3 protein-coding genes are annotated in these 3084 nt (G+C 40.2%); 1 reads left to right on the top strand and 2 read right to left on the bottom strand.

The genetic code is table 11. The annotated features are described in order from the left end of the window. The first annotated feature begins 820 nt into the window (after positions 1-820). Positions 821-1456 (top strand): recombinase family protein, encoded by a 636-nt coding sequence (locus J5X92_RS20735; RefSeq protein WP_208806420.1) that lies wholly within the window; start codon positions 821-823, stop codon positions 1454-1456. A 42-nt stretch (positions 1457-1498) separates the two neighbouring features. On the opposite strand, the gene J5X92_RS20740 is transcribed toward J5X92_RS20735, so the two are convergent. Next, on the bottom strand, positions 1499-2284 hold the full coding sequence (locus tag J5X92_RS20740; protein WP_208806421.1) for a glycosyltransferase family 2 protein: 786 nt from the start codon (positions 2282-2284) through the stop codon (positions 1499-1501). Between the two features lie 97 nt (positions 2285-2381). Further along, the gene (locus tag J5X92_RS20745) at positions 2382-2966 is read right to left on the bottom strand and encodes a hypothetical protein (RefSeq protein ID WP_208806422.1); all 585 of its coding nucleotides are present in this window, start codon (positions 2964-2966) and stop codon (positions 2382-2384) included. Between the last annotated feature and the right edge of the window lie 118 nt (positions 2967-3084).

Below are 3084 nucleotides of genomic sequence, written 5' to 3' on the forward strand. Positions count from 1 at the left end.
ACCACCTCCGCAGCCATTTATTGGTGTGGTCTACAGAGGATTATGTCTTTTTAGAGGGGAAAATCCCTAGAACCCCAAGATCTATGACCTCGAAACCACTTTGTCCTAGAGCCAAAACTTTGTGCAATAGACAAAAGTTCAGAAAAAGAATACATCTGCTTCAATTTATGATGTTGCGGCATGTGTACCTGACATACTTTCAACCAGCCTTTTGAGCAAGCCGCATGATAGGCATTAGGTTCATTTTCTCGCCACTCCTGCTTACTCTCATACTTAGATGACGATCTTTTACAGGCCTCTAGTGTCCACACCAGATTTTTTTCATATCCCGATTGCATATGTTTACAGCAGACTTCAAGCCAATTGTTTCTTCGAGCAGCTTCGTAAGCTCCACGAACATTCTCTTGCCATTCATTTCTAGTTTCATAATTGGAAGCAGAAGCCATACATTTGTTAAGTGGCCACTTTCTTGAGTTTGAGAACTGGGATGGCATGTGACCACATATCTGATCTAAAAATCCTCCTTTCCTAGCGAATTGATAAGAGCTTGCGTAGGACTTTCCAAATTCCAATCTTGTTTTACATTTAAGAGCATCGGACTTAGATCGTTCGAACGAACACTTTTTATTTGGCACCACTTTCTCCAGCTCAGTTTTTAATTGCAGTGATTATACCAAGCTATTTACCTTAAACTTTTAACAGAAAAACTTTTTGGTCATTTAGGGTATACCTTTACAGTACCGTTAAAAGCCGGTTCTATAACTCTCCCAGCTGATGTATATTAGACCGTAATATAAGAACCTATGTAAAAAAGACTAATATGCGATTCTATGGGTATTTACGTGCTTCAACAAAAGAGCAAGATTCCAATCGCGCCATAAGTGCGATCTCTGATTTTGCCGCATCACTCAATATATCAATCACAGCTAACTTTATTGAGAACGAGACTGGCACAACTCTCAGTCGGCCTGAGCTTATTCGACTACTAGATATTTGTGCTCCAGGGGATGCGATTGTAATTGAATCTATAGACCGTCTTACCCGACTCACTGATAGCGACTGGCAAAAGCTTAAATCAGAATTAGCAGACAACAGCATTCGCATAATCGCCATCGATGTACCGACCACACACACACTGGCCGATGCCAGTGATGAAATTACAGGTGCAATCATGCGGATAATCAACAATCTCATCATTGACTTGATGGCAATTTTTGCCAGGAAGGATTATGAGCTGCGTAAAGAGAGGCAGCGCCAGGGAGTACAAAAAGCAAAAGCGCTTGGAAAATACAAAGGACGTCCACGAAATAATGACCGGCGAGAAAAAATAGGGCAACTACTGCTATCAACTAAACCTGACGGTTCCCGCTATTCGTGGACGGAAATTCAAGATATCACTGGCTGCAGTCGTGGCTTAATAGCATCAGTGCAAAAAGAAGGCAAAACTAACCATTAGTAACTGATAATAGAGAAAAGCCCACTTACACGATCTTTACTCTTAGTCACTAACAGGTTTCTGTCTATCAGGTTTTTGTTGTTCCAACGCCCACAGACCGGCGTACTTATTAAAGGTATACTGAGCATAGATAACTGCATAAATTAACCCTCTGCTTCCATCCAAAATGCCAAGCCTGAAGATGTATATTTGTATGAACGTAATCAGCCCTCTAATAACAGCCAACGGGATGCCATAACTCTTTTTCCCTTTTGAGTATTTTTTCTCAGCCATCAACACTGCGTAAAGCCGGTTCTTATAAAGTAAATGCTCAAAACTACGTATAGAATAGTGATTTAAAAAACCTTTTTTAATGAAACCAGCTTCCCCATCGTAAAGAACCTTCTCATGCACAATAGCTTCATCGAATCTAGCGCCCTCGCGCTTAAATAGCCGCAATGGGGCTCGGGCCGTTCTACCAAATCTCGTAGGTTTACCAAAGACGATATTTTTCCATCTCATTTTGAATGCGTTCTGCTTTATGGAACTTTGATTCAAAATGTTTTTGATCTCAGCGGCCAGTTCAGCATCAACCTCTTCATCTGCATCAATTGATAAAACCCAGTCACATGTCGCTTTATCTAAAGCTCTTTGTTTTTGAACACCATACCCATCCCAGCTCGCTACATAAGCGTATTCTGTGTACTTCTGAACAATCTCCATTGTTCTATCAGTACTGCCGGAATCGTAAACGATAATCTCATCTGCAATTGTCTTAACTGACGCAAGACACCTTTCAATTCTATCTTCTTCATTTTTTGTGATAACTATCACAGATAAACTTCTCATATATTCCTCTTGCTTCAGTCAGTAGCCTGCATTGTACACTAACAAATATCACTGGTTTAAAATAAAAAAACCCAGTTAGAAACTGGGCTTGTTTATTTTAAAGTTCGGCTTCACAGGCCATGTCGCGCGCTAACACATGACATACTGAAAAACCATCCTTACTTTGATCAAAAGAAATAGCATATTGACCAGCTAACCACGCCAAACGCTGCAGACAATAATCAAAACCATATCGAAGGTCACAATCATGAAAGCCATTAGTTAAGGCTTTTGATAGCGGTTTACGAACGGAATCGTCTAGCTCCGCGTTACTTTCAATTAAATTTAACTTACTAAGTAAGCTTTCTTTAATTGACGACTGCTCTTGAGACGTAAAGTAAATAACTGAGTTACCAGCAATATCTACCAAGCCAGAGTTCTTCACCTTGAATGGGCTCAGAGCAATATCATTTTCTTGATACTTGTACCCACCAAAACTGTTTGTATAGCAGAGTACTTTTTTCGAAAATGAAACATCGCAGCCGAAACTTTTGTGGATTTGCAGCTTTAACTGCCGCTTAGCTGCAGCTAAAGAAGAGTACGTTTTTTTAAAACACACTTGCCCCGCAAATTTCGAGCCATACAGCTTCTGGTCATTAGCATAGTTAATAGTACTGACGACGTTTTTTTCTGTATCTTCCATCAAGGGGTTCTAGGGATTTTCCCCTCTAAAAAGACATAATTCTCTGTAGACCACACCAATAAATGGCTGCGGAGGTGGGTTACTACTTATAAGTGTGGCAAATTAGGTAAATATCGTA

Origin of the sequence: Alteromonas sp. K632G (assembly GCF_017653625.1) — a bacterium.
GTDB classification, from domain to species: Bacteria; Pseudomonadota; Gammaproteobacteria; order Enterobacterales; family Alteromonadaceae; genus Alteromonas; species Alteromonas naphthalenivorans.

What these genes read in the sequence shown, in the direction of transcription:
- J5X92_RS20735 (WP_208806420.1), top strand. Translation starts at nt 821, where the DNA reads ATGCGATTCTATGGGTATTTACGTGCTTCAACAAAAGAGCAAGATTCC.
- J5X92_RS20740 (WP_208806421.1), bottom strand. Translation starts at nt 2,284, where the DNA reads ATGAGAAGTTTATCTGTGATAGTTATCACAAAAAATGAAGAAGATAGA.
- J5X92_RS20745 (WP_208806422.1), bottom strand. Translation starts at nt 2,966, where the DNA reads ATGGAAGATACAGAAAAAAACGTCGTCAGTACTATTAACTATGCTAAT.